This is a genomic window from Novosphingobium sp. AAP1 (assembly GCF_001295765.1).
In the GTDB taxonomy this organism is placed as follows: domain Bacteria; phylum Pseudomonadota; class Alphaproteobacteria; order Sphingomonadales; family Sphingomonadaceae; genus Novosphingobium; species Novosphingobium capsulatum.
This window is the reverse complement of record NZ_LJHO01000005.1, coordinates 99636-124326: the sequence shown is the minus strand read 5'-3', so window position 1 is coordinate 124326 and position 24691 is coordinate 99636. Positions and strand designations below refer to the sequence as shown.

The 24691-nt window shown below is 66.5% G+C and carries 21 protein-coding genes; 15 read left to right on the top strand and 6 right to left on the bottom strand.

All coding sequences use genetic code 11. The features are described from left to right. The first annotated feature begins 79 nt into the window (after positions 1 to 79). From purB to IP65_RS12385, 6 genes are all read left to right on the top strand, one after another. A complete protein-coding gene (gene purB / locus IP65_RS12410) occupies positions 80 to 1393 on the top strand; it encodes an adenylosuccinate lyase (protein ID WP_054131951.1) in 1314 nt (437 codons plus the stop codon). A gap of 87 nt (positions 1394 to 1480) precedes the next feature. Next, positions 1481 to 1798 (top strand): LapA family protein, encoded by a 318-nt coding sequence (locus tag IP65_RS12405; protein WP_054131950.1) that lies wholly within the window; start codon positions 1481 to 1483, stop codon positions 1796 to 1798. Beyond that, positions 1795 to 2478: an orotidine-5'-phosphate decarboxylase gene (pyrF, locus tag IP65_RS12400; RefSeq protein ID WP_054131949.1), complete on the top strand. Its 684-nt coding sequence runs from the start codon at positions 1795 to 1797 to the stop codon at positions 2476 to 2478. The genes IP65_RS12405 and pyrF overlap by 4 nt, the downstream gene beginning before the upstream one ends. Before the next feature lie 6 nt (positions 2479 to 2484). Further along, positions 2485 to 3009 (top strand): GNAT family N-acetyltransferase, encoded by a 525-nt coding sequence (locus IP65_RS12395; protein WP_054131948.1) that lies wholly within the window; start codon positions 2485 to 2487, stop codon positions 3007 to 3009. Positions 3010 to 3089: 80 nt separating this feature from the next. Beyond that, entirely contained in the window at positions 3090 to 3851 is a 762-nt protein-coding gene (locus tag IP65_RS12390) for an SIMPL domain-containing protein (RefSeq protein ID WP_022675997.1), read from the top strand. A gap of 23 nt (positions 3852 to 3874) precedes the next feature. After that, positions 3875 to 4519 carry a phosphoribosylanthranilate isomerase gene (locus tag IP65_RS12385; RefSeq protein WP_054131947.1) on the top strand — a complete coding sequence of 215 codons (645 nt, stop codon included), beginning with the start codon at positions 3875 to 3877 and terminating at the stop codon, positions 4517 to 4519. A 118-nt stretch (positions 4520 to 4637) separates the two neighbouring features. Here IP65_RS12385 and IP65_RS12380 read toward each other — a convergent pair whose 3' ends face one another. Beyond that, positions 4638 to 5099, bottom strand: coding sequence for a hypothetical protein (locus IP65_RS12380; protein ID WP_022675999.1), 462 nt, complete (start codon positions 5097 to 5099; stop codon positions 4638 to 4640). Between the two features lie 446 nt (positions 5100 to 5545). Between IP65_RS12380 and trpB the strand changes: the two genes are divergently transcribed. The 4 genes from trpB to IP65_RS12360 all read left to right on the top strand — a co-directional run bounded on the left by trpB (position 5546) and on the right by IP65_RS12360 (position 10080). Further along, on the top strand, positions 5546 to 6781 hold the full coding sequence (gene trpB, locus IP65_RS12375; protein WP_022676000.1) for a tryptophan synthase subunit beta: 1236 nt from the start codon (positions 5546 to 5548) through the stop codon (positions 6779 to 6781). 273 nt (positions 6782 to 7054) lie between these two features. Continuing rightward, positions 7055 to 7855, top strand: coding sequence for a tryptophan synthase subunit alpha (gene trpA / locus IP65_RS12370; protein WP_022676001.1), 801 nt, complete (start codon positions 7055 to 7057; stop codon positions 7853 to 7855). Continuing rightward, positions 7852 to 8700, top strand: a complete 849-nt coding sequence (gene accD, locus IP65_RS12365) for an acetyl-CoA carboxylase, carboxyltransferase subunit beta (protein ID WP_022676002.1) — start codon at positions 7852 to 7854, stop codon at positions 8698 to 8700. The genes trpA and accD overlap by 4 nt, the downstream gene beginning before the upstream one ends. 57 nt (positions 8701 to 8757) lie before the next feature. Next, positions 8758 to 10080 (top strand): folylpolyglutamate synthase/dihydrofolate synthase family protein, encoded by a 1323-nt coding sequence (locus tag IP65_RS12360; protein WP_054131946.1) that lies wholly within the window; start codon positions 8758 to 8760, stop codon positions 10078 to 10080. A 64-nt stretch (positions 10081 to 10144) separates the two neighbouring features. Here IP65_RS12360 and IP65_RS12355 read toward each other — a convergent pair whose 3' ends face one another. Continuing rightward, the gene (locus tag IP65_RS12355; protein WP_022675265.1) at positions 10145 to 11857 is read right to left on the bottom strand and encodes an MFS transporter; all 1713 of its coding nucleotides are present in this window, start codon (positions 11855 to 11857) and stop codon (positions 10145 to 10147) included. Positions 11858 to 12031: 174 nt separating this feature from the next. Between IP65_RS12355 and IP65_RS12350 the strand changes: the two genes are divergently transcribed. Together IP65_RS12350 and rsmD are read left to right on the top strand one after the other, a co-directional pair. Next, positions 12032 to 13195 (top strand): pseudouridine synthase, encoded by a 1164-nt coding sequence (locus tag IP65_RS12350; RefSeq protein WP_156306582.1) that lies wholly within the window; start codon positions 12032 to 12034, stop codon positions 13193 to 13195. 4 nt (positions 13196 to 13199) lie between these two features. Then, positions 13200 to 13751 (top strand): 16S rRNA (guanine(966)-N(2))-methyltransferase RsmD, encoded by a 552-nt coding sequence (gene rsmD, locus IP65_RS12345; protein ID WP_022674558.1) that lies wholly within the window; start codon positions 13200 to 13202, stop codon positions 13749 to 13751. A gap of 86 nt (positions 13752 to 13837) precedes the next feature. Here rsmD and IP65_RS12340 read toward each other — a convergent pair whose 3' ends face one another. Both IP65_RS12340 and IP65_RS12335 read right to left on the bottom strand, forming a co-directional pair. Next, positions 13838 to 15109: an MFS transporter gene (locus IP65_RS12340; RefSeq protein WP_171795062.1), complete on the bottom strand. Its 1272-nt coding sequence runs from the start codon at positions 15107 to 15109 to the stop codon at positions 13838 to 13840. Between the two features lie 158 nt (positions 15110 to 15267). Next, positions 15268 to 15879, bottom strand: coding sequence for a hypothetical protein (locus IP65_RS12335; protein ID WP_022674556.1), 612 nt, complete (start codon positions 15877 to 15879; stop codon positions 15268 to 15270). 249 nt (positions 15880 to 16128) lie between these two features. On the opposite strand from IP65_RS12335, the gene IP65_RS12330 reads away from it, so the two are divergent. From IP65_RS12330 to IP65_RS12320, 3 genes are read left to right on the top strand one after another with little or no spacing between them, the layout of a single operon-like run. Then, on the top strand, positions 16129 to 18447 hold the full coding sequence (locus IP65_RS12330; protein WP_022674555.1) for an ATP-dependent helicase: 2319 nt from the start codon (positions 16129 to 16131) through the stop codon (positions 18445 to 18447). 23 nt (positions 18448 to 18470) lie between these two features. Continuing rightward, positions 18471 to 20597, top strand: coding sequence for a hypothetical protein (locus IP65_RS12325; protein WP_156306580.1), 2127 nt, complete (start codon positions 18471 to 18473; stop codon positions 20595 to 20597). Continuing rightward, entirely contained in the window at positions 20594 to 21358 is a 765-nt protein-coding gene (locus tag IP65_RS12320) for a DUF3142 domain-containing protein (RefSeq protein ID WP_231627679.1), read from the top strand. Before IP65_RS12325 ends, IP65_RS12320 begins: the two co-directional genes overlap by 4 nt. Here IP65_RS12320 and IP65_RS12315 read toward each other — a convergent pair whose 3' ends face one another. Both IP65_RS12315 and IP65_RS12310 read right to left on the bottom strand, forming a co-directional pair. Further along, positions 21359 to 22981, bottom strand: a complete 1623-nt coding sequence (locus IP65_RS12315; RefSeq protein ID WP_022674553.1) for an alkaline phosphatase — start codon at positions 22979 to 22981, stop codon at positions 21359 to 21361. A gap of 147 nt (positions 22982 to 23128) precedes the next feature. Next, positions 23129 to 24631, bottom strand: coding sequence for a DEAD/DEAH box helicase (locus tag IP65_RS12310; RefSeq protein WP_054131942.1), 1503 nt, complete (start codon positions 24629 to 24631; stop codon positions 23129 to 23131). Positions 24632 to 24691: the final 60 nt, after the last annotated feature.

Below are 24691 nucleotides of genomic sequence, written 5' to 3'. Positions count from 1 at the left end.
GCGCAGGGCTTGCCTTAGCGGCCGTGCGCCCCTAGCGGGCGGGGCACAGCCGAGCAAACCGCAAACCCGGAGTCGAACCATGGTCCCCCGTTATGCCCGCCCCGCGATGACCGCGATCTGGGAACCCGAAGCGCGCTATCGCATCTGGTTCGAGATCGAGGCCCACGCCACGCAGAAGCTGGGCGACCTGGGCGTGGTGCCCGCAAGCGGCGCCAAGGCGCTGTGGGACTGGTGGGCGACCAACCCCGCCATCGACGTGGCCGCGATCGACGCGATCGAAGCAGTGACCAAGCATGACGTGATCGCGTTCCTCGATTGGGTGGCGCAGCAGGTGGGCCCCGAGGCGCGCTTCATGCACCAGGGCATGACCAGCTCTGACGTGCTCGACACCACGCTGGCCGTGCAACTGGCCCGTGCCGCCGACATCCTGCTCGAAGATATCGACGCGCTGCTCGCCGCGATCAAGCGCCGCGCGCTGGAGCACAAGTACACGCCCACCATCGGCCGCAGCCACGGCATCCATGCCGAACCGACCACGTTCGGCAAGAAGCTGGCCGAAGCCTATGCCGAGTTTTCGCGCTGCCGCGCGCGCCTGGTCAATGCCCGCGCCGAAATCGCCACCTGCGCCATTTCCGGTGCGGTCGGCACCTTTGCCAATATCGATCCGGCGGTGGAAGAATACGTGGCCGAGCAGCTTGGCCTGAGCGTGGAGCCGGTGTCCACCCAGGTGATCCCGCGCGATCGCCATGCCATGTTCTTTGCCACGCTGGGCGTGATCGCCAGCTCGATCGAGCGCCTGGCCACCGAAGTGCGCCACCTGCAGCGTACCGAAGTGCTCGAAGCGGAAGAATACTTCTCGCCGGGGCAGAAGGGTTCGTCGGCCATGCCGCACAAGCGCAACCCGATCCTGACCGAAAACCTCACTGGCCTGGCCCGCGTGGTGCGTTCGGCCGTCACCCCTGCGCTGGAAAACGTGGCGCTGTGGCATGAACGCGATATCTCGCACTCCTCGGTGGAGCGCTTCATCGGCCCCGACGCCACGATCACGCTCGACTTCGCGCTGGCGCGCCTCACCTCGGTGGTCGACAAGCTGGTGATCTATCCCGAGCGCATGCAGAAGAACCTCGATCGCATGGGCGGCCTGGTCCATTCGCAGCGCGTGCTGCTGGCGCTGACCCAGGCTGGCGTGACCCGCGACGAAGCCTATCGCCTGGTCCAGCGCAACGCGATGAAGGTGTGGGAATCCGATGGCCAGCTCTCGCTGCTCGAACTGCTCAAGGCCGATGCCGACGTGACCAAGGCACTGAGCCCGCAGACGATCGAGGAAAAGTTCAACCTCGATTACCATTTCAAGGCTGTGGATACCATCTTCGCCCGGGTGTTTGGCGAATAATGCAAGTGCTGGCGCTTCGTCTGCAATCTGCCTAATGTCCGCCACCCGTGTGTTTGGCACGGCAGGTTGAAGGGTGAAGCGCCGCACATGAAGCAGATCCGCATCGTCTTGTGGCTGGCCCTGATTGCGGCCTTTGCCGCGTTCATCGCCATGAACGCGGACACCGCCCGCGTGAATTTCTGGCCATATGGCGCGGGCTATCTGCACTTCGATTGGCCGGTGGGCTTTGTCGCCCTGGTCTTTTTCCTGGCCGGTTTCGTGCCGCCGTGGGCGGCAGGCCGGCTGCGTCGCTGGCGCCTCAAGCGCCGCATCGCCACCCTGGAGTCGAGCCTGGTGAGCCAGGCCGGCGCCTTTCCTGCCACCGAAGCCGCCAGCGATGCGGCCCAGACGGATATCCACCCGTGAGCAACCCGATCTTTCTTGCCGTCGATCTTCCCCGTCTCGATGCCGCCGTGGCGCTGGGGCAAAAGGTGAAAGGCCACGTCGGTGGGTTGAAGCTGGGGCTGGAATTCTTCTGCGCGCATGGCCACCACGGCGTGCATGAAATGGCCAAGATCGGCATGCCGATCTTCCTCGATCTCAAGCTGCACGACATTCCCAACACGGTGGCAGCGGCGATGCAGTCGATCCACGTGCTGCAGCCGGCGATCGTCACCATTCACGCCTCGGGCGGGCGCGCGATGATGGAAGACGCCAAGGCGGCCGCCGGTGAAGGCTGCAAGGTGGTGGCGGTAACCGTGCTGACCAGCCTGGACGATGCCGATCTGGCGCGCGGCGGGGTCAGCGGTTCGTCGCACGACCAGGTCCTGCGCCTGGCAGACCTGGCGCAGGAAGCCGGCCTTGATGGCATCGTCTGTTCCGGGCACGAGGTGGGCGAAGTGCACCGCCGCTGGAAGAACGGCTATTTCGTGGTGCCGGGCCTGCGCCCTGCCGAAGGCCGGGGTTCAGCGCTCGGTGACCAGAAGCGTGCGGTGACCCCGCGCGCGGCGCGCGATGCCGGCGCTTCGTGCCTGGTCATCGGCCGCCCGATCAGCCGCGCCGAAGATCCCCTGGCCGCCGCCCGCGCCATCGAAGCCACGCTCTGATCCATCATGCCCGGCGTTGCACCCGCGCTCACGTTCAGGCTGGCCACGCCCACCGATCTGCCGGCGCTGCGCCGCCTGGTCGAACGCGCCTATCGCGGCGACACAGCACGCCAGGGCTGGACGCACGAGGCTGACCTGCTGGATGACGAGCGCACGTCTGACGCAGAACTCGCCGCTGCCATCACCGCGCCGGACCGCTGCGTAATCGTGGCGCAGTCCGCCGATGGCGCGCTGATCGGCACCGTTACCCTGACGGCGCTGCCGCAGGGCAAGGCCTACCTCGGCATGTTGTGCGTCGATCCCGATGTGCAGGCCGGTGGCCTGGGCCGCGCGCTGCTGGCGCAATGCGATGCGATGGCCCAAAGCGAGCTGGGCGCCCGCGCAATCGAAATGACGGTGATCGATCGCCGCCCCGAACTGATCGCCTGGTACGAGCGGCGCGGCTATGTTCGGACCGGCGAAACCCGGCCTTTCCCTGGCGCCACGCCGGTCGACTTCGCCATGGTCGTACTGGAACGGATGGTTTCCTGAACGGTTACCCTGGCAACGGTTCAGCGCGCTGCAAGCTCGCTTCGGCCATTCCCCAGCCGTCACATACGGAGACCGTCCCGATGAAGCGCCTTATCCTCGCCGCCAGTCTTTCCGCCCTGCCCCTGGCCGCGCTGGTCACCCCAGCCATGGCCCAGCAGGCCGTGCAGACCGCCCCGGTCGTCAGCCCCGGCGCCACGGTGCTGACCGTGCAGGCCGAAGGCCGCAGCACCCGCGTGCCCGATCTGGCAGTCTTCACCGCCGGCGTTACCACCCAGGGCCAGACGGCGAGCGAGGCGCTGGCAGCCAACGCCCGCGCGATGAACGCCACGATGGCGGCCCTCAAGTCGAGCGGAGTGGCTGCCCGCGACATGCAGACCAGCAACCTGTCGGTCAGCCCGGTCTATGGCGAGCAGAAGCGCCTGGCCGATGGCAGCACGCAGGGTGATCCGGTGATCGTGGGCTATCGCGCCACCAACCAGGTGCAGGTCAAGCAGCGTGACCTTGCGCGCTATGGCCAGGTGATCGATACGCTGGTCAAGGCCGGCGCCAACGAAGTCAACGGCCCCAGCTTCCAGATCGACAAGCCCGAGGCGGCAATGGACGAGGCGCGCATCGATGCCGTGGCCAAGGCCCGCGCCCGCGCTGATCTCTATGCCCGCGCCGCCGGCCTCAAGGTGGTGCGGATGCTGACCATCAGCGAAACCGGTGGTTGGTCGCCGCAGCCGCCGATGCTCTATGCCCGCGCCGACAAGATGATGATGGCCGCGCCCAGCCCGGTTGCGGCCGGCGAACTGGACGTCAACGCCAACGTCACCATCACGTTCGAGCTTGCACCGCAGTAAGCAAGACGCCACATGGGCTGGCCATGCCAGCCCCAGCCATCAAGATCTGCGGAATCAACACGAGTGCCGCGCTCGACGCCACGCTTGCCGCGCGCGCCGATTATGCCGGCCTCGTGTTCTTTCCCCCTTCCCCACGCCACGTCACCATCCGCGACGCCGCGCTGCTTGGCGCGCGCAATGCCGGGCGCAGCCGCCTGGTCGGCCTCTTCGTGGATGCCGATGACGCCACCATTGGCGAGGCGATTGCCGCGGCCCACCTCGATGTGCTGCAACTCCACGGCCACGAACCCCCCGACCGCGCCGCGCAGTTGAAAGCCCAGTTTGGCCTGCCGGTGTGGAAGGCGCTGTCGGTGGCCGCGCCTGCCGATGTCGCAGCCGCTGCCCGCTATGCCGGGGCGGCTGATCTCTTGCTGTTCGATGCCAAGGCACCCAAGGGCGCGGCCATTCCCGGCGGCCTGGGCCTGGTGTTCGATTGGGCGCTGCTCAACGCCTACCGCGGTCCCACGCCATGGGGCCTGGCCGGCGGCCTGGGCCCCGACAATGTTGCCGATGCCGTGCGCCAGACCGGCGCCGAACTCGTCGACGTATCATCCGGCGTGGAAAGCGCGCCGGGCGTCAAGGACGAAAGTCGCATCCAGGCGTTTTGCCGCGCGGCCCGATCGGCCTGAACGCCAACGCCGGCCGCAGCCGCGCAACCCGCAGCCCCGCAAAAGACAACGGGCGACGCTTTCGCGCCGCCCGCTGCTTTTCCTGGGTCGGAAATTGTCCTGTCGAAACAGGGTCCGATCAGAACTTCAGGCCAACGCCAGCGGTCACCGCATCGCGGTTGCCCAGGCCTTCGTCGGCGATGTAGTGGCGGTATTCCACCTTGCCGTAGAACTTCTGCATGAACGACTTCTGCACGCCGGCGCCAAAGTTCCACGCGCCGCCGCAATCGGTGCAGGGCGTGGTGGCATAGCCGCCCACGGCATAAAGCTTGGTGCCGGCCAGGTTCGCACCCAGGCGGCCGCTCACGCCAACCGACACGCGCTTGGCATAGCTGTTAAGAATCTTGTCAGCCGAGACTTCGACGCCGCCGAAGGCTGCCGGGCCAAGATCGTAGTCATAGCCTGCCGCAACGCCAGCCGTGGCATCGGTGGCATCGTGATTCCAGAGCACACCGCTGTGCGCTTCGACGCGGACCTCGTTGGCCATGGCCGGGGCGGCTGCAGCCAGGGTACCGGCGAGCGCGAGAAGAACGAGACGCATAATAAACCTCCTTGCATTCAAGCCGCCGTTTGGTGCGGCGGTCGATCGGGCAAGTAGGCCGCACGCCAATCGTCAACAAGTCATAACTGTAAGATTTCTGACTCTAACATAGTACGCATGGCATTTTTGCCACAGTTTCTGTCAATTTAGAAAGGTTTATCCCTATCTGAACAAATAGACAGAAAGTATCGTTGCAGTAATGTAAAACGCAAAAAGGCGGCCCCATTACGGGACCGCCTTCACGACGTTGCAAGACGCCATCTAGCGCCCAGACATTACGCCAGGATGAACGCGCAATCGTGCAAATTGCTGAAATGCGATTGCAAAAATGCAAACTACGGCAAAATGCCTTGACCATGCCCGGCGCCGGGCGGGCGCCACTGGCCCGCCGCCCCTTTGGCCATGAATCTGGACAACCGCCCCGCCCTCTGCCAAGCGGCTGGACCATGACTGCCCAGAACCCGAACAGCTTCCGCAACCAGCCCGACGATCGTGGCCACTTCGGCCAGTTCGGCGGTCGCTATGTCGCCGAAACGCTGATGCCGCTGATCCTCGATCTCGAAACGGAATACCGCAAGGCCAAGGCCGATGCCGCGTTCCAGGCCGAATTCGATGACTTGCTCGAACACTATGTCGGCCGGCCCAGCCCGCTCTATTTCGCGCCGCGGCTGACCCAGGAGCTGGCCAAGAACGCGCCGGCAGGCAAGGGCGCGCAAGTCTGGTTCAAGCGCGACGAGCTCAATCACACCGGCGCGCACAAGATCAACAACTGCATCGGCCAGATCCTGCTGGCGATGCGCATGGGCAAGACCCGGATCATCGCCGAAACCGGCGCGGGCCAGCATGGCGTGGCCACGGCCACCGTCTGCGCGCGCTTTGGCCTGCCCTGCGTGGTCTATATGGGCGCCACCGACGTCGCCCGCCAGGCGCCCAATGTGTTCCGCATGAAGCTGCTCGGCGCCGAAGTGGTGCCGGTCACGGCTGGCGCCGGCACGCTCAAGGACGCGATGAACGAGGCGCTGCGCGACTGGGTGGCGAACGTGCATGACACGTTCTACATCATCGGCACCGCCGCCGGCCCGCATCCCTATCCCGAGCTGGTGCGCGATTTCCAAAGCGTGATCGGCAAGGAAGCCCGCGCCCAGATGCTCGCCCGCACCGGCCGCCTGCCCGACGTGCTGGTTGCCGCGATCGGTGGCGGGTCCAACGCCATCGGCCTGTTCCACCCGTTCCTCGATGATCCCGACGTCAAGATGCTGGGTGTCGAGGCGGCTGGCCATGGCCTTGACAAGGAACACGCCGCTTCGCTCGCGGGCGGGCGCCCCGGCGTTCTCCACGGCAACAAGACCTACCTGTTGCAGGACGAGGACGGCCAGATCACCGAAGGCCACTCGATCAGCGCGGGCCTGGATTACCCCGGCATCGGGCCAGAGCATGCCTGGCTCAGGGATGTCGGCCGCGTCGACTATACCTCGGTCACCGATACCGAGGCGCTCGAAGGCTTCCAGCTGCTCTGCCGCACCGAAGGGATCATCCCCGCACTCGAGCCGGCCCATGCGATTGCCGCCGTGACCAAGCTGGCGCCGACCATGGACAAGGACCAGATCATCCTCGCCAACCTGTGTGGCCGGGGCGACAAGGACATCTTCTCGGTGGCCGAGCACCTGGGGGTGAAGCTGTAAAATCAATCGGCAAGCAGGCCTTTCCACTCCCCACGCGTCACCCCGGACGTGATCCGGTGTCCAGCTGAATGCCTGGAGCCAAGGGAGAGGCCGCAAGCTGGACCCCGGATCACGTCCGGGGTGACGATGAGGGCAAAAGGCAGGGCTCTTTGCATCTCGGCGCAAATCACGTAGTGCGCAGCCCGGAACCTTGAAGATCATGGAAGGTGTGTTGGAAATGATGTCCTTGCCGCTGGCGATCGCGAGCGTGACATGCGGTGGAGTTGTCGGCTGATGACCCGCCTTTCCAATGCCTTTGCCAAGGGCCATGCTGCCCTCGTGTGCTTCGTCACCGGCGGTGATCCCACGCCCGAGGCGACGCCCGCGATCCTTGACGCACTGGTGGCCGGTGGCGCCGACGTGATCGAGCTGGGCATGCCGTTCACCGATCCCATGGCCGATGGCCCGGCGATCCAGAACGCCAACCTGCGCGCGCTCACCGCCGGCACCAAGACCGCGCATATCCTGGCCATCGCCAAGGGCTTCCGCGCGCGCCATCCCGATGTGCCGCTGGTGCTGATGGGCTATGCCAATCCGATGATCACCCGCGGCGCGGAATGGTTTGCCGATGCCTGCGCCGATGCCGGCATCGATGGCGTGATCTGCGTCGATATTCCCAGCGAGGAAGACCCCGAACTGGGCCCGGCGCTGCGCGCACACGGCATTTCGCCCATTCGCCTCGCCACCCCCACCACCGATGCCGCGCGCCTGCCCGCCGTGCTCGAAGGGTCGGGCGGGTTCCTCTATTATGTTTCGGTTGCCGGCATCACCGGCAAGCAATCGGCCGCGCTCGCCTCGATCCAAGAGGCAGTGGCGCGGATCAAGCAGACCGCCACGATCCCCGTTGCCGTGGGCTTTGGCGTGCGCACGCCCGAACAGGCCGGTGGGATTGCCGCCGTGGCCGATGGCGTCGTCGTCGGCTCGGCTCTGGTGGATCTCGTGGCCCAACACGGCGCTGATGCCGCCGGCCCGGTACGCGATCTTGTCGCGTCGCTGAGCGCGGCCGTGCATGCGGCGCGAAAGGATATCGCATGAGCTGGATCAACCGCGTTCGCAACGCGCTGCCCTTCACCCCCAAGCGCGACACGCCCGACAACCTGTGGATCAAGTGCCCCGGGTGCAGCGAAATGCTGTTCACCAAGGAGTATGAAGAAAACCAGTCGGTCTGCCCGCGCTGCGATCATCATGGCCGCATCGGCGCCGATGCGCGCCTGGCGCAGCTGATGGACCCGGGCTTCACCCTGCTGCCTGCGCCCAAGGTCAAGGAAGACCCGCTCAAGTTCCGCGACACCAAGAAATATGGCGATCGCATCAAGGCCGCTCGTGCTGCCAACCCGCATCCCGATGCGCTGACCAACGCGGTGGGCCGCATCGAAGGTAAGAAGGCCGTCGTTGGCGTGCAGGAATTTGCCTTCATGGGCGGATCGATGGGCATGGCCGTGGGCAATGCCTTCATTGCCGGCACCGAGCGCGCGATCCGTGAAAAGTGCCCTTATATCGCCGTCACCGCTGCTGGCGGCGCGCGCATGCAGGAAGGCATCCTCAGCCTCATGCAGATGCCGCGCTCGACCGTAGCAATCAGCCGCCTGCATGCCGCGGGCCTGCCCTATATCGTGGTCTTGACCGATCCCACCACCGGTGGCGTCACGGCCAGCTACGCCATGCTGGGTGACGTGCAGATTGCCGAGCCGGGCGCGCTCATCGGTTTTGCCGGCCAGCGCGTGATCCAGGACACGATCCGCGAAAAGCTGCCCGAAGGTTTCCAGCGGGCTGAATACCTGCACGCTCATGGCATGATCGACATGGTGGTGCACCGCCACAACCTGCGCGCCACGCTGGCCGAAACCATCGACTACCTGATGGCCGCCAAGGCCGCCTGACGCGAATGCGCCCTGCCCCCGCCTGCGCGCGGGGGCCAGATGGGGGGAGGGGTTTTCGTGAAGGACTTCGCGATTTCCGAGGATCCGGCCGTGCAGGCCCAGCTCGATCGGCTGGGGGCACTGTCGCTGCCGCAGGGACGGCTGGGCCTCGACACCGTGCGCGAACTCTGCGCCCGGCTGGGCAACCCGCAGGACCGCCTGCCCCCGGTGTTCCACGTTGCGGGCACCAACGGCAAGGGCTCTACCTGCACCTATCTGCGCTACATGCTCGAGGCGCAGGGCCTGCGTGTGCACACCGCCACCAAGCCGCACCTGGTGCGCTATAACGAGCGCATCCGCCTTGCCGGGCAGTTGATCGACGATGCCACGCTGGCCGCCCTGCTCAAGCAGGCGCTCGATGCGGCGCAGCCCGATCTTACCCCAAGCTTTTTCGAAGTGACCACCGCCGCGCTGTTCCTGGCCTTTGCCAGCGTGCCGGCCGATGCCTGCGTGATCGAGACCGGGCTGGGCGGGCGGCTTGATGCCACCAATATCCTGCCCACCGCAGCGGCCACGGGTCTTGCCACGCTGGGCCTGGATCACGAGGCGTTCCTACTGTCGCCCGACGAGACGATTCCCGATGCGGCCGTGCACGATCCGCTGGTGCGCATCGCGTTTGAAAAGGCCAGCATCGCCAAGGCGGGCGTGCCGCTGGTCACGCTGCGCTATCCGGCCCGCGCCGCGCAGATGGTGGCGGAAACCGCCACAGCGCACGGCGCCCCCGTGCTGGCGCGCGGCACAGCCTGGGACGCCGCCATCGGCCAAGACATCGCCTATCGCGATGCCATGGGCGCGCTCACCCTGCCCCTGCCCGCCCTTGCCGGGCTGCATCAGGCGGAAAACGCTGCACTCGCCGTGGCGATGCTGCGCCACCAGACCGTGATGACGATTGATGAAGCGGCCATGGCTGCGGGCATCCGTGCAGCGCGTTGGCCCGCCCGCCTGCAGCGGCTGGGCCATGGCCCGCTGACCGCGCAAGTGCCGGGACGCACAGTGTGGCTCGATGGCGGGCACAATCCCGACGCCGGGCTGGCGATCGCCCGCCACCTGGCCGCGCAGCCGCCCGTGCACGTGATCATCGGCATGCTGGCCAACAAGGACCCCGGCGCCATCCTGGCCCCGCTGGGCGGCCATGCCCTGTCGATCTCGGTCGTGCCCGCACCGGGCCACGATGCCCACCGGCCCGAGGATTTCGCCGCGCACAGCGCCTTGCCCGTGCGCAGCTTCGCCGACGTGGCGCAGGCGCTGGCCGCGCTGCCACCGGGTGGCGACGTGCTGATCGTGGGCTCGCTCTATCTCGCTGGCGACGTGCTGCGGCGGAATGGGGAAGTGCCGGATTGAGCCGTTCGGGCAAGGCCTCTCACCACCCCCAACCCCCTCCTCTGAAGAGGAGGGGGCTTCATTTTTAGCGCTTTACCTCCCCCTCCTCTTCAGAGGAGGGGGTCGGGGGGTGGTGTGCGGCCAAACGCGACACGCGCACCCATTCCAGCAGCACGAACACCACCGCCAGTCCACCGGCGGCCGCAGCATAGCGGAACACCGTGGCATAGCCGTAAAGGTCGAACGCCTCGCCGGCGATGCCTCGCCCCAGCGAGCCGATCAGGAACGTGAGCGAAGAGAGCAGCGCATATTGCACGGCGGTATAGCTGCGGCTGACAATTGTGGAAATATAGGCGACAAACGCTGCGCCAGCGATGCCGGTCGATATGTTTTCAAAGCCGATCGTCAGCAGCAGGCGCACCATGCGATCGTCGAACCCGAAGGCGCCCAGCAGGGCCTGTAGGCCCACTCCATGGGCCACGCGATCGATCATCGCCCCGCCTTCGGCAAGATCAGCATAGACGAAGTTGCCCAGGATGGGCAGCGCCACACCGAGCAGGATCGTGGGCATGCGCCCCACCCGCACGAACAGGAAGCCACCCAGGCCAACCCCCGCCATGCTCATGAAAATGCCGAACAGCTTGGAGGCAAAAGCCACCTCGTCCTTGGAATAATGCAGGAAATCCAGATAGAACGGAAAGGCGAAGCTGGCCCACATATTATAGCACAACGGATAGGTCAGGATCATGCCGATCACGATCAGCACGCCCCAGCGCAGCCGCCCGACCAGTTCCGACAACGGAGAAACAAGCGCCACATAAAGATGGTTGAGCGCAGTGCGCCCCGGGCCATGTGCATCATCAGGCGCCACCAGAACCGCCTGCCCGCGCACCTTGAGCGCATTGACCACTGCCGATACCAGCAAGGGTACACCGACGGTGGCGAGCACGATCCAGGGGCCAGTCTCGCGCGTGAAAGCAGCCACCGACGGATGCTTTGCACCCGGCGCCAGGGGACGAAGCATCTGGACCATGAAGACCACGATCGTGACGATCGCCCAGGTCCAGCTTAACCCCACGACCAGCAGAGCCAGTCCTCGTGCCTTAGGCACCAACTCGCCAGGCTGGCTGAGCGCGGCATGCAGCGCACCCTGCCCTACGCGCGGCGTATCCGGCGCGCGCAGCGTTACCACGATGATCAGCGCGATCAGCCCGGCCATCAGCAGATAGACCAGCGGCCAGCTCATCCGCCCGGCCATGACCAGCGCGAGCGCGCCCCCCACGATCGAGGCGATGCGGTAGGAAAACTGCCCGATCGACGTAAGCAGTTCCACGCTGGTCTGCTCATCGGCCACGTCGATGCGCCACGCATCGATCGCCACGTCTTGCGTTGCCGATGCCAGTGCGCCCAGGAAAGCGAAAAGTGCGAACGAGCCCATAGAGCGGGTCGGATCGGTGGCCGCGAGGCCCATAAAGCTGGCCACCAGCACGCCCTGGCACAGCGCGATCCAGCTCTTGCGCCGCCCCAGCCGCTCAAGCCCGGGCAATGCCAACCGGTCCACTAGCGGTGACCACAGGAACTTGAACGAATAGGTCAGCCCGATCCACGACAGCACGCCGATCGTCGCCAGATCGATCTTCACCTCACCCAGCCAGGCGTTGAGCGTGCCGATCAGCAGCGCAAAAGGCAGGCCCGAGGAAAACCCGAAACCCAGCATCGTGGCCGACTTGCGCGTTTGCAATGCCAGCTTGAACAGCTGCCAGCCCTTTGGTTTTTGTGGCGCTGGGGCCGATGCCATTGTGGTCTCCTGGTTGCTCGATCGGCACCCTAGGCGCGGGGAATGCCCTTCGACAAGCTCAGGGCGTACGGAATTCCTTGCCCGCCCGTTCGGGCTGAGCCTGTCGAAGCCCCATGCCTGAACTTCAAAGCCCCCCGCTTTGACGCAAAGCCGGCGATGGTCTATGGGCCGGCGATGACACTTCCCCCAAAAGGCAGGAGCGGCCGCCCGGGACGGCCCGCCGCTTCCAACAAGGCCGCAAGTACACGCCGTCCCGATGGCAAGCCCGCGCCGCGCGCAGACCGCGCCGCGCCCCGTGACGGCGCCAAGCCGGCCGGCAAGCCAGCCGCCCGGCCGGGCACCAAGATCGAAGGCAAGCTGAGCCCCAAGCCGGCCTCCCCCAAGCCCGCCGCGCGCCGCGACGATCGCCCCAGCGGCATGGCCCAGGCCCGCTCGCTCACCCAGCCCCGCGTCGGCGAGCGTCCCAAGGGGGACCGTCCGTTCAAGATCGCCAATCGCACCCCCACTGGCAAGCCGGCGGCGCGCCCCGCGCCCACCCCTGCCCAGCCGCGCGAAGATGGCCGCGAGGGCGAACGCATTGCCAAGCTGCTCGCGCGCGCCGGCGTTGCCTCGCGCCGCGAAGTGGAGCGCCTGATCACCGAAGGGCGCGTGCGCCTCAACGATGAACTGGTCACCACGCCCGCCACGATCCTCAAGAACCTCAAGGGCGTGAGTGTCGATGGCCGGCTGATCGCAGCCGCCGCCCCCACCCGCGTTTTCCGCTTTCACAAGCCGGCCGGCCTGATCACGGCCGAGCGCGACCCGTCCGGGCGGCCCACGATCTACAACGCGCTGCGCAACGCGCTGCCCCCCGAAACCCCGCGCGTGATGCCGGTGGGCCGGCTCGACCTCAATACCGAAGGCCTGCTGCTGCTGACCAACGATGGCGAATTGAAGCGCGCGCTGGAACTGCCTGCGACCGGCATCCCGCGCACCTACCGCGCCCGCACCTTTGGCGATATCTCGCAAGACCGCCTGGAAGAGCTGATCGAGGGCATCGAGATCGAAGGCGTGCGCTATGGCCAGATCGACGCCAACATGGAGCGGCGCACCGGCCGCAACCAGTGGATCGAAATGACCCTGACCGAAGGCAAGAACCGCGAAGTGCGCCGCGTGCTCGAGCATCTGGGCCTTCAGGTCTCGCGCCTGCTGCGCATCGCCTATGGCCCGTTCGAGCTGGCCGACCTGCCGCGCGGCGGAGCCGAGGAAGTGCCGCAGGTTCTGGTCGAGCGCTTCCGCAAGACGCTCAAGACCAGCCCTGCCCCGACCAACTTCGCCCAGCCCAAATCGGAAAATTGAACGAATGCGTATCATTGCTGGGCAATGGCGCGGGCGCAAGCTGAACGCACCCGCCGGAGACACCACCCGCCCCACGTCTGACCGCACGCGCGAAACGCTGTTTTCGATGCTGGCCAGCCGGCTGGGCGATTTTGAAGGCCTCAAAGTGGCCGATCTGTTCGCCGGATCGGGCGCCCTGGGGCTGGAAGCGCTGTCACGCGGGGCGGCCCACTGCCTGTTCGTGGAACAGGACGCCGCGGCGATCCGCGCGATCCGCGCCAACCTCGCCGCCTTTCGCGTGCAGGGCCAGGCCGACGTGCGCGCTTCGTCCGTGCTGTCGCTCGGCCCGGTCAAGGAGCCGCTCGACCTGATCCTGCTCGATCCGCCCTATGGCACCGGTGCCGGCGCCGTGGCGGTGGACAAGCTGGTGCGGCTGGGCTGGATCGGCGAAGGCACCTGGGTTTCCCTCGAAACCCACGCCGACGAAGTGCCGCAGATCAAGGCCTGCGAAGTGGAAAGCGAACGCAAGGTGGGCAAGGCCCGCCTGACACTGCTGCGCCTGAAAACCAAGGACTGACGGTCAGCGCTTTGCGCCCTTCGACAAGCTAAGGGCGAACGGGTCACGTTGTTGAAATCCGTTCGGGCTGAGCCTGTCGAAGCCCTTTATCGCGCCGGCTTGGGCGCAAACACCACACCGGCCAGCGTCACCGCCCCGGCCACCGTCAGGAACAGGCCAACGCTGGCCGTGCCGCCGCGCTGGGCCAGCGCCTGGGCGGCAAAGGGCGCCAGCGCCCCGCCGATGATCCCGCCAACGTTGAACGCGATCGAAATCCCGGTGTAGCGCACTGGCACGGCATAGAGCGTGGGCAACCAGGCGCCGAGCGGGCCATAGACCAGCCCCATCACGAACAGCGCGAGTGCCAGCGTGGCGAATACCAGCGGCAGATGGCCCGAGCCCAGCCCCACCCCGAAAACCAGGCCGACCAGCGCGGTCAACCCGGCGCCGACGCGCAGCACGGCTGCCGGCCCGCGCTTGTCCGCCCACCAGCCGGCGAGCGCGATGCCCGCCGCCAGGAAGAAATTGGCCGCCAGCTGCACCGCCAGAAATTCCTGCTTGGCATAGCCCAGCTTGGTCGTGGCGAACGACAGGGCAAAGGTGGTGGCCAGATAGAAGATGGCAAAGCAGGCGACCACGCCGGCAATCCCGGCCAGCACCGCGCCGGGATGATCGGCCATCAGGCGGCCCACCGGCACCTTGGGCGGCGGCGCGGCTTCCTGCGCGGCGCGAAACGCGGCGGTTTCCCCGATCTTGAGCCGCACCCACAGGCCCAGGAGCACGAGCACCGCGCTGGCCAGGAACGGCACGCGCCAGCCCCAGCTGGCAAAGGCGGCTTCGGGCAAGGTCATGCCCAGGATCAGGAACAGCCCGTTGGCAAAGAGGAAGCCCAGCGGCGCCCCCAATTGCGGCGCGGCACCAAAGCGTGCCTCCCATCCCTTTGGCGCGTTTTCCACCGCCAGCAGCGAAGCGCCGCCCCATTCCCCGCCCAGGCCAAAGCCCTGGCCAAAGCGCAGCAGGCACAAGAGCGCCGGCGCCACTGGCCCGGCCATGGCATAGGTAGGCAGGAACGCGATGAGCATCGTCGAGCCGCCCATCAGCATCAGGCTGGCCACCAGCGTGGACTTGCGCCCGACCCGATCGCCGAAATGGCCGAACGCGATGGCCCCAACCGGCCGGGCAAAAAATGCCAGGCCAAAGGTCATGAACGAGAGCAGCACTTGCGCTTCGGGTGCCTGCGCCGGAAAGAACAATTGCCCGATGACCAGCGCCGCCGCCGTCGCGTAGATATAGAAATCATAGAATTCCACCGCCGTGCCAACCAGGCTGGCGGCAAGGATGCGGGCGTTCTGGCGAAGCGGATGGGAGGGCGCGGTCATGATCTGCGCGACGTTCCCGCCGGCCCCTTCCTTGTCAAGCGCGCAATCGATTTGGCGGCCTGACACGCGGCGCTGACGCGAAAAGGGGCGCCGGTTTCCCGGCGCCCCCTCCCCGTTGCCAAGGCAACAGATTTGCGACCCTTCAGGGCTTGTTTGGTTCAGACACCGCCACGGTTGCGGCAGCTATCCGTCACCGTGCGCGAGCACACGGGATACTTCTTGGGCGTGGCGTCAGCGTTGGACGCATACTGGCTGCTGCTGCTGGCCGTCGCTGCGCTGTCCATGCCGGTATCGCCGCTCGGGGCCGGGGCAGGCGCTGCGGCGGTGTTGGCCGCCATGCCGCCCGACATGCCACTGCTGTTCGAGTCAGCGGTGGGAGCCGGCGGGGTGCTGCCCGCTGCCGAAGCGGATGCCGAAGCCGACGCCCGGCCCTGAACCTGGGCCACAATCGACGGCCAGATCTGGGCGCGCTGGTCAGGCGTCATGGCATAGACTTGGCCGCGCTGGGTGTCATTCATCGCCCACCAGCCCTTCTGCTGGTCCGCATTCAGCGACCAGAAGTATTCCTGCTGGGCAGACGGCCATGCATCATACTTGGCCTTGAGATCGGCCGGCCAGCCGTCGTACTGGCCCTTCTGTTCCGTCGTCATCGAGAACGGACCAGCCGGGGTTGCGGCAGCCGGCGGGCTGGCTGCTGCCTGAGCATGGAGAGCAACGGGCAGCGAAGCGGTCGAGAGCGCCAGAGCGCTGATGAAAATCATCTTTCGCATGGAGATCTTCTCCTGTTCCAAAGATCCGAATTGCCCAAGTTACGCCCGATCCTGTCATTTCGTTTCCGCGCATTCGGCCAGACGTGATATTGTGTCGATCAGACGCTCGACTTGCCCCGTGTGTGCGGCAAGCGGTGATTTTTGTTGATGTATGACAGATGAATGGGCTGCTTTGGCCGAGGCGTTGGGCGGTAGCGAATGGGCAAATCCGCCTTGCGCCTGCGCACCCGGTTCCCTACTTGTTCCACCGTGACGAGCTTTGCCCCCCCTTCTCCCCACTCTCCCTCCGGCCCCCTTGCAGGCAACGAGCCCGATTGGCTGTCAGGCCTGAACCCGCCGCAGCGCGAGGCGGTGTTGACCACCGATGGCCCGGTGCTGATGCTGGCGGGTGCCGGCACCGGCAAGACCGCCGCGCTCACCGCGCGCCTGGCCAATCTGCTGCGCCAGCGCCTGGCTTATCCGTCGCAGATCCTGTGCGTGACTTTTACCAACAAAGCCGCGCGCGAGATGCGCGAGCGCGTGGGGCACCTGATCGGGCCGGCAGTGGAAGGGATGCCGTGGCTCGGCACGTTCCATTCGATCGCGGCCAAGATGCTGCGCCGCCATGCCGAACTCGTCGGGCTGACCAGCTCTTTCACGATCATCGACACCGATGACCAGTTGCGCCTGCTCAAGCAGCTGATCCAGGCCGAAGGCGTGGATGACAAGCGCTGGCCGGCCAAGCAGCTCGCCGGGCTGATCGATCGCTGGAAGAACCGTGGGCTGGGACCGGATGATCTCGATGCCGGGGAAAACGAAGCCTATGCCAATGGCCGTGGCGCGCATTTCTACAGGCTCTATCAAGACCGGCTGCGCACCATCAACGCCTGCGATTTCGGCGATCTGCTGCTGCATATCCTGGTGATCTTCCGCCAGCACCGCGATGTGCTGGAAAGCTGGCAGGACCGCTTCCGCTATATCATGGTGGACGAATACCAGGACACCAACGCGGTGCAGTACCTGTGGCTTCGGCTCTTGGCGCAAGTGCGCAAGAATATCTGCGTGGTGGGCGACGATGACCAGTCGATCTATTCCTGGCGCGGCGCGGAAGTGGCGAACATCCTGCGCTTTGAAAAGGATTTTCCCGGCGCCAAGGTGATCCGGCTGGAGCAGAACTATCGCTCCACCCCGCATATCCTGGGCGCGGCATCGGGCCTGATCGCCGAAAACGCGCAACGGCTGGGCAAGCAGCTGTGGACCGAGCGCGACGGCGGCGACAAGCTGCGCGTGATCGGCGTGTGGGACGCGCCCGAGGAAGCGCGCCGCGTGGGCGAGGAGATCGAGCGGCTCGAGCGCGAGGGCTGCCCGCTCGATCGCGTGGCGATCCTGGTGCGCGCGCAGTTCCAGACGCGCGAGTTCGAAGACCGCTTCATCCAGATCGGCCTCGCCTATCGCATCGTTGGCGGCTTCCGCTTTTACGAGCGCGCCGAAATCCGCGATGCGCTGGCCTATCTGCGCCTGGTGGGGCAGCCATCAGACGATCTGGCGTTCGAGCGGATCTATAATACGCCCAAGCGCGGCCTGGGCGACAAGACGCTGGAAAAGCTGTTCCGCTTTGCCCGCGCCAACCAGGTGCCGCTGCTGCGCGCCGCCTATGACATTACCGATACCGACGAACTGCCGGCCCGCGCGCGCAACACGCTGGCGGCGCTGGTGCGCGATTTCCTGCGCTGGCGCGAACAGGTCGCCACGCTGTCGCCGGCCGAACTGGCGCGCACGATCCTGGATGAAAGCGGTTATACCGCCGCGCTTCAGGCCGAAAAGACCGCCGAGGCCAATGGCCGGCTGGAAAACCTGTCGGAACTCGTCCGCGCCATGGAAGAGTATGAGACGCTGGGCGATTTCCTGGAACACGTAAGCCTGGTGATGGACAACGAGGCCCAGGCCAACGAGGACAAGGTCACGATCATGACCATCCACGCCGCCAAGGGCCTGGAGTTTGACCAGGTGTTCCTGCCGGGCTGGGAAGAAGGGGTGTTCCCCTCGCAGCGCGCGCTCGACGAAGGCGGCCTTGCCAGCCTGGAGGAAGAGCGCCGCTTGGCCTATGTGGCGATCACCCGCGCGCGGCGGCGCTGCACCATCCTGAATGCCGCCAACCGCCGCATCTATGGCCAGTGGACCAGCGCCATCCCCTCGCGCTTTATCGAGGAACTGCCCGAGGACCATATCGAGCAGGAAACCACCCTGTCGGGCGGGGCATCGATGTGGCGGGCCAACTGGAGCGAGGCGAGCGATCCCTTTGCCGACGTGGCGCGCAATCACCCCGCCAAGGCCAGCACGCGCGGCCCCGGCTGGCAGCGCGCCGCGGCGCAGATGTTCGATCCCAAGCCCCGCAAGATTGCCGAAAACACGCGCAGCGCCGCCAGCTTTGCCAGCAAGCCACGCGCCGATCTGGCGGTGGGCGCGCGGGTGTTTCACGACAAATTCGGGTATGGCACCATTTCCAGCCAGGAAGGCAACAAGCTGGAAATTCAGTTCGACAGCGCCGGTGAAAAGCGCGTGCTCGACAGCTTCGTGAAACCAGCCTGAGATCGGGCCACAGGGGGATAGAGATGCGGGCATGGCAGCGTGGCGCGGCGTGGGTGGCGGCCTTGGCCGGGGCGAGCGGCCTTGCGGCAACGGTTGCCTGGGCCTGCGCGGATAGCTCGTGCTCGCCGGTCTGGCGGCTCGATTCGCCAGACTATGCCTGCGAAGGCCGCGCGATGCTCAATCCCGGCAACGATACGCGGATCAACCTGCTGCTGCTGATCCGCAGCCTCGCCCCGGCGAGCGAGGCGGGTCTGGCCTATGCCAAGCCGGAATGGGATGACCAGCAGCTTGGCCACGTGTTCTTCAGCTGGCGGGGCCTGCGCGAAACACTGTGGCCGCAAGCGCCCGAGCCGGAGCCGGCCGCCAGCGACACGACCGCCGCCCAACGCGCCCCGCCCAAGACGGCGCAGGATGCCTTTGCGGCGGCCATGGCGGCCGACGATATACCGCAGGGCTATCGTGACACCTTGATGGCAATGCGCGCCAAGGTCGGCTGCACCGACCCCTTGCCCGCAACGGCGTTTCCCGATGTTCTGGCCGGCAAGTACCTGGAGTATCTGGCTGCCGCCGACGATTTCTATCGCGGGAATTATCCAAGCGCGCGCAGCCGCTTTGCTGCCCTGGAAACCAGCGCCTCCCCTTGGCTGCGTGAAACCGCCAGCTACATGAAGATCCGTGTCGCGCTGCGCAGCGCGGTGGCCGGCGCGATCGACAAGTACGGCGATTTTGCCGGCCTGGACAAAGTCGACAAGGCGCAGGCCCAGGCGGCGGGCGCGGCGATTGACGCCTATCTCAAGGCCTATCCGCAAGGGCGCTATGCCGCATCGGCACAAGGCTTGCGCCGCCGGGTGCTGTGGCTGACCGGGCAGGACGCCGCACTCGCCGCCCGCTATGAAGCCATGCTGCGGGCTACGCCGGGCAGCAGCGAGGCGGCCGCCGATCTTGCCGAGGAAATCGACAACGCCCTGTTGCAGCGTGACGAGGGCGTCCAGGCGATCATGGCCGCGAAAAAGACGCCGCTGCTCATGGCGATCGCCGATCTCAAGGCGATGCGGCCCAGCGATCCGGCCAAGCCGATGCCGCTTGCCGCCACCACCCTCGCGGCGCAGGCACCAGCCTTTGCCGGGGACGGCGATCTCTATGGCCTGCTCGATGCCACGCGCAGCTATTATGACGGCGAGGCGCCGCGCACGATCCTGGCGCGGCTGCCCGATGCCGCGCGCGCGCCCTCCTATACCCCGCTGGCGTTCAGCCGCCAGGTCTTGCGCGGCATGGCCCTGGCCAAGGCGCACGACGCCAACGAGGCTGGCTTCTGGCGGGAGTTGCTGGGTGGCGCCAAGGGGCTGTGGCAGGGCCAGCTGGCACAGCTCGGCCTGGCGCTGCGCTGGCAGCGCGACGGGCGGATCGACCAGGCCCTGGCCAGCGCCTCTCCGGTATCGGACACTACGCTGCGCCAGTTGATGCTGCAAACCATGGCGGCGCCGTCCATGCTGCGCGCCACTGCCACCGATGCCACGCGGCCCGATGAAGAGCGCAACGTTGCCCGCTTCACCCTGCTCTACAAGGGCTTGACGCGCGGCGCCTATGGCGATGTGGACCGCGATCTGGCGCTAGTGCCATCGGCGCCCAAGGCAGACCTGACCTCGTGGTATGGCAGCGGCCTCGGCACACCGCCGGCGCAGCGGTTCACCATGGGGCAATGGAGCAATGGCTGGCCCTGCCCACCGCTGGCGCAGACCGTCGCCACGCTGGCGCGCACGCCGGCGAACGCGGCAGCGCGGGTGTGCCTGGGCGAATTCTATCGCCTCAATGGCTTTGACGGCTTTGCGCTTTATGCCCCGTCGGATCAGGTGGACCAGCTTGGCCGTGGCCGCGATCTGTTCCCCGGCACGCCGCTGTGGCGCGATGCGATCTACACCGCGATCATTGCCGACAAGGCCGCCGCGCCAGACCTGCGCGCCTACGCGCTCTATCGCGCGGTAATGTGCTATTCGCCATCGGGCTATAACGGCTGCGCCGGGCCAGCCACCAGTTATGACGCGATGCAGGCGCAGGAAGTACCCAAGGCGCAGCGCAAGGCCTGGTACGATGAACTCAAGGCCCGCTATCCACAAAGCCGCTGGGCCAAGTCCCTGCGCTATTACTGGTGAAGCGCCAGGCCATCATCCTGGCCGGCTTGGCCCTGCTATCGGCTTGCAACCGGCAGCAGCCCGCCCCGGCGGCCACCGACGCCACCCAGGCAGCCAAGGCGCAAGGCCCGGCGGTCGATCCCCATGGCTTTGACGCGTTCTATGTCTGGCCGGGTGTGCGGCCCGCCGCAGACCTGACCGCGCACACGCTCTACCTGCTCGATGGCGAAGTGCGCCGCCGGCCCGGCCCGGCGCGGTTCACCCGGCTGCGCGCCGGCTTGCCACGCCTGCCCGATGCCCAGCTGTGGCTGGTGGTGCGGATCGATCGGCTCGACCTTTCACCACGCACCTGGGCGGTGATCGTGGCCGACATGGAGCGCTGGCAGGCCGCCGGCAACCATCTCGCGGGCCTGCAGATCGATTTCGATGCGGCCACGCAGGGGCTCGATCGCTATGGCGCGTTCCTGGCCGATGCGCGCAGCCACCTGCCCCGCCCCTGGCGCCTGTCGATCACTGGCCTGATGGATTGGAGTGCCAATGGCGACCCTGCCGCGCTGGCACGGCTCAAGCCGGTGATCGATGAAGTGGTGGTGCAAACCTATCAGGGACGCACCACGATCCCCGGCTATGATGCCTATTTCCGCAAGATGGCGCATTTCCCGCTGCCGTTCCGCGTGGCCCTGGCCGAGGGCGGCGCCTGGACGCCGCCCCCTGACCTGGCCCGAGAGCCGCAGTTCAAGGGCTATGTCGTGTTTCTGATGCCCAAGCAGATCAGGCGGTGATCACGCGTCCATCGCGTGGCGGCCCGGCCGCACGGTGGCGCGATGGCCCACCCGGCCGGCCGCGTTGCGCTGGTCGATCGTGTCCATCATCACCCATTCGTTGGTTACTGCCTGCGGCGTGACAGTCAGCGCCATGTAGCCGCGCTGCGCCGTATCGCACCACGCCAGTTCGGGATTGGCCGCTACCAGGCCCGCTGCCACTGTTTGCGGCGCCACGCCGACATCGTGTTCGAAGCCGGGCGAGGTTACCGAATGCCCGGCAAATTCCACTGCCGTGGCCTGGCCATCCTGGCGCAGGTTATAGGCCCAGGCGTTGTGGCTATCGCCCGAGATCACCACGGTGTTGCCGCCCATCGCCTGCACGCTGCGCAGGAAGCGGGCACGCGCCGCCGGATAGCCGCCCCAGTTGTCGTAATTGAACGGCAGGCCCAGCTTGGCCGCCATGATCCCGCTGCCGACATAGCGGGCGGCCTGTTCCGACTGGCCGCGCACCCAATCCTGCGCCGTGGCCGGCATCACCGTTTCGCCCATGATCGTGCCAAAGCCCACGATCTGCCAGGGCCGCCCGCTCTTGACCGAGGCCTGCATCGCGCTGGCCAGCCAGGCTTCCTGCTCGCTGCCCATCATCGTGGCGGCCGGGTCCTGCCAGGCGCCATCGCGGAATGCCTTGAGCGCGGCGATGGGATCGGCCGCCTGGAACAGCGGCGCCACATCGGGCTGCTGGGTGCGGCCGAGCAGGCGGGTTTCGGTGCGGAACAGCGTGGCCAGGCCGCCGATGTCATAGGCCTTCCACGGCGCCTCGCTCACCGGCATCCATTCGCGATAGACCTGCATCGCGGCGTCCTTGCGCACGTTCCAATCGCCTTCGGTGGCGGGGTCGTGGTGCTGCGCGCCGCCGGCCCAGCTGTCATTGGCGCTTTCGTGATCGTCCCACTGCGCGATCATCGGAAAGCGGGCGTGCAGCGCCTGAAGATCGGGATCGGCGCGATAGCTGGCATAGCGCAGGCGATAATCGGCCACATGCACCGTGTTGGCATCGGGCAGCACGGTGCGTCCGGCCAGGCTATCCTTGGGCAGCGGATAGTGGCCGGGCGCGTATTCATAGAAATAGTCGCCCAGGTGAATGGTGCAATCGAACGCATCGTTGCGCGCGGCGTGGGCATAGGCATTGAACCAGCCGAACGGCATGTTGGAACAGGAAAACACTGCAGCGCGCCACGGCTGCTGGCCATCGGCCGGCAGCGTGCGGGTACGGCCGACTGGCGATTTGCTGCCATCGGGCGCGATGAAACGATAGTAATAGGTCCGTGCCGGGGTGAGGCCAGTGGCGACGATCTTGACGGTGTGATCCCGCCACGGGCCGGTCTGCATCGTGCCGGCGGCCATCGCGCGGGCAAATTCGGGAGTCTCGGAAAGCTCTACCGCCACATCCGCCACGCCGCCGTCGGTGGGCACATAGCGTGTCCACAGCAGGATCTCGTGCGCGCCGGGCTCGCCACTGGCGACGCCATGGGTAAACCCGCGCGCGCCCAACAGGTCGGCGGCGCGCACCCAATCGGGCAGGAGCAAGGCGCCCGTGCCGAACATGGCGGTCTTGATGATCTGGCGGCGGTGAAACTGCATGGCGTTGGTCCTGGCAGGAAGGGGTTGTGCCCCTTCATCCCGGATTACGTGACAGCTTGATGAAATGCCGCGATATTTCGCTTCTTTGCCCCAAAGGCCCAGGCCGCTGGGGCCAGTACGCGCCGGATCAAGCCGGCGCGACCTGGCTCAAAGCGCGGAAACGTGCAGGAAGTTGGGGATCGGGCCGTTCCATTCGCCCGGCGGGCTGGGCGGCTCGCTGCGGTATTCGCGGCGACGATCGCCCTGGCGGCCGGAATCGCTACGGCCAGCGTCAGCCCGGTAATCGTCGCGGCGATAGTCGTCGCGGCGATAGTCGTCGCGGCGATTATCATCACGACGGGGGGCATCACGACGGGGCTCTTCCCGGGCGCTTTCGGTGTGCGCCGGGGTGTCCTCTGCCGCCGGGGCAGCGTCCTTCTTGCGGCGGGTGGGCTTTTCGGAAGCGGCCTTTTCCGCCTTGGGCGCGCGCTGCGGCTTTTCGGCCTTGTCGCGGCTCTTGCGCGCCGGGCGCTCGTCCGCTTCTGCGGCGGCACCGATATCCAGCGTCATCACCGGAATCGCGCCACCAGTCAGTTTTTCGACATTGTCGATCGCTTCGGCGTCTTCCGGGCTGACCAGCGTGAACGCACGGCCAGTGGCGCCGCCACGGCCGGTGCGGCCGATGCGGTGCACGTAATCGTCCGGGTGCCACGGCGTGTCGAAGTTGAACACATGGCTCACCCCCTTCACGTCAAGCCCGCGTGCGGCGACATCAGACGCCACGAGGATGTTGATCACGCCGTCCTTGAACTTCTGCAGTTCGGCGTTGCGCGCCGACTGATCCATGTCCCCATGGATTTCTCCCGCGGAAAAGCCATGGCTCTTTAGGCTCTTGGCCAGTTCGCGCACGGTCGTCTTGCGGTTGCAGAAGACGATCGCGGTGCTCACGTTGTCGGTGCGCAGCAGGTGGCGCAGCGCCTCGCGCTTGGCACGGCTGGCCACCTTCACCTTGTGCTGCACGATGTTGATGTTCGTGCTGGCCGGGCGCGCCACTTCGATCGACTTGGGATTCGACAGGAAGCGATCCGCCAGCTTCTTGATCGGCGGCGGCATCGTGGCCGAAAACAGCAAGGTCTGGCGCTGCGACGGCAGCTTGGAACAGATCGATTCGATATCGGGGATGAAGCCCATGTCGAGCATGCGATCGGCTTCGTCGATCACCAGCAGTTCGCAGCCGGTGAGCAGGATCTTGCCGCGCTCGAACAGGTCCATCAGGCGGCCAGGGGTGGCGATCAGCACGTCGACACCGTCTTGCAGGGCCTTGACCTGATCGCCCATCTGCACCCCGCCGATCAGCAGGGCCATCTTGAGATCGTGGTTCTTGCCGTACTTTTCAAAGTTTTCGGCAACCTGCGCAGCCAGTTCGCGCGTCGGCTCGAGAATCAGCGAGCGCGGCATCAGGGCGCGGCGCCGGCCGTGGGCCAGAATGTCGATCATCGGCAGCACGAAGCCGGCCGTCTTGCCGGTGCCGGTCTGGGCGATGCCGATGATGTCGCGCATCATCAAGACCGAGGGGATGGCCTGGGCCTGGATCGGAGTCGGCTCGTCATAGCCGGCGTCGATGACCGACTTAAGCAATTCATCAGAGAGGCCGAGATCGGCGAACTTCATGCAGGTTATGTTCCGAAAGCAGGATGGCCCGCCAGCCTGGCAACGAGACACCGTGCGTGT

Excerpts from the sequence above, each read along its gene's own strand:
- purB (WP_054131951.1), top strand. The coding sequence starts at position 80 with ATGGTCCCCCGTTATGCCCGCCCCGCGATGACCGCGATCTGGGAACCC.
- IP65_RS12405 (WP_054131950.1), top strand. The coding sequence starts at position 1,481 with ATGAAGCAGATCCGCATCGTCTTGTGGCTGGCCCTGATTGCGGCCTTT.
- IP65_RS12395 (WP_054131948.1), top strand. The coding sequence starts at position 2,485 with ATGCCCGGCGTTGCACCCGCGCTCACGTTCAGGCTGGCCACGCCCACC.
- IP65_RS12390 (WP_022675997.1), top strand. The coding sequence starts at position 3,090 with ATGAAGCGCCTTATCCTCGCCGCCAGTCTTTCCGCCCTGCCCCTGGCC.
- IP65_RS12385 (WP_054131947.1), top strand. The coding sequence starts at position 3,875 with ATGCCAGCCCCAGCCATCAAGATCTGCGGAATCAACACGAGTGCCGCG.
- IP65_RS12380 (WP_022675999.1), bottom strand. The coding sequence starts at position 5,099 with ATGCGTCTCGTTCTTCTCGCGCTCGCCGGTACCCTGGCTGCAGCCGCC.
- trpB (WP_022676000.1), top strand. The coding sequence starts at position 5,546 with ATGACTGCCCAGAACCCGAACAGCTTCCGCAACCAGCCCGACGATCGT.
- trpA (WP_022676001.1), top strand. The coding sequence starts at position 7,055 with ATGACCCGCCTTTCCAATGCCTTTGCCAAGGGCCATGCTGCCCTCGTG.
- accD (WP_022676002.1), top strand. The coding sequence starts at position 7,852 with ATGAGCTGGATCAACCGCGTTCGCAACGCGCTGCCCTTCACCCCCAAG.
- IP65_RS12355 (WP_022675265.1), bottom strand. The coding sequence starts at position 11,857 with ATGGCATCGGCCCCAGCGCCACAAAAACCAAAGGGCTGGCAGCTGTTC.
- IP65_RS12350 (WP_156306582.1), top strand. The coding sequence starts at position 12,032 with ATGACACTTCCCCCAAAAGGCAGGAGCGGCCGCCCGGGACGGCCCGCC.
- rsmD (WP_022674558.1), top strand. The coding sequence starts at position 13,200 with ATGCGTATCATTGCTGGGCAATGGCGCGGGCGCAAGCTGAACGCACCC.
- IP65_RS12340 (WP_171795062.1), bottom strand. The coding sequence starts at position 15,109 with ATGACCGCGCCCTCCCATCCGCTTCGCCAGAACGCCCGCATCCTTGCC.
- IP65_RS12335 (WP_022674556.1), bottom strand. The coding sequence starts at position 15,879 with ATGCGAAAGATGATTTTCATCAGCGCTCTGGCGCTCTCGACCGCTTCG.
- IP65_RS12325 (WP_156306580.1), top strand. The coding sequence starts at position 18,471 with ATGCGGGCATGGCAGCGTGGCGCGGCGTGGGTGGCGGCCTTGGCCGGG.
- IP65_RS12315 (WP_022674553.1), bottom strand. The coding sequence starts at position 22,981 with ATGCAGTTTCACCGCCGCCAGATCATCAAGACCGCCATGTTCGGCACG.
- IP65_RS12310 (WP_054131942.1), bottom strand. The coding sequence starts at position 24,631 with ATGAAGTTCGCCGATCTCGGCCTCTCTGATGAATTGCTTAAGTCGGTC.